This window comes from Bradyrhizobium sp. Kon58 (assembly GCF_055807455.1).
Genome location: NZ_JBVVOT010000148.1, coordinates 1 through 474 on the forward strand (window position 1 = coordinate 1; position 474 = coordinate 474).

1 protein-coding gene is annotated in these 474 nt (G+C 59.1%); it reads left to right on the forward strand.

The window, feature by feature from the left end; all coding sequences use genetic code 11:
• On the forward strand, nucleotides 1–421 hold a 421-nt coding region (locus tag AC0L20_RS39885), incomplete at its 5' end, for a helicase-related protein (protein ID WP_473295650.1).
• Nucleotides 422–474 lie beyond the last annotated feature (53 nt).

Sequence of the window (474 nt, forward strand, 5' to 3'; positions counted from 1 at the left end):
ACTGAAGAAACGCCAGATCGCCTACGCGCTGCTGACCGGCCAGACCCGTGACCGGCGCACCCCCGTCAAGGAGTTCCAGAGCGGCACGCTGCAGATTTTCCTGATCAGCTTGAAAGCGGGCGGCGTCGGTCTGAACCTGACCGAAGCCGACACCGTGATCCACTACGACCCCTGGTGGAACCCGGCAACCGAAAATCAGGCCACCGACCGTGCGTACCGCATCGGGCAAGAGAAGCCGGTGTTCGTCTACAAGATGATTGCCAGAGGCACGGTGGAGGAGAAAATTCAGCACCTGCAGAAGGAAAAATCCGATCTGGCTGCGGGCGTGCTGGATGGACGAACGACTGGGGACTGGCAGTTGGGCAATGAGGATATCGAGGCGCTGTTTGCACCGCTGCCCAACAAGCAAGAGAAGCGCTGAGCCAGTTAAGCGAAAGTGGTTTTCTGTAGGAGCGAGCTTGCTCGCGAAGAACT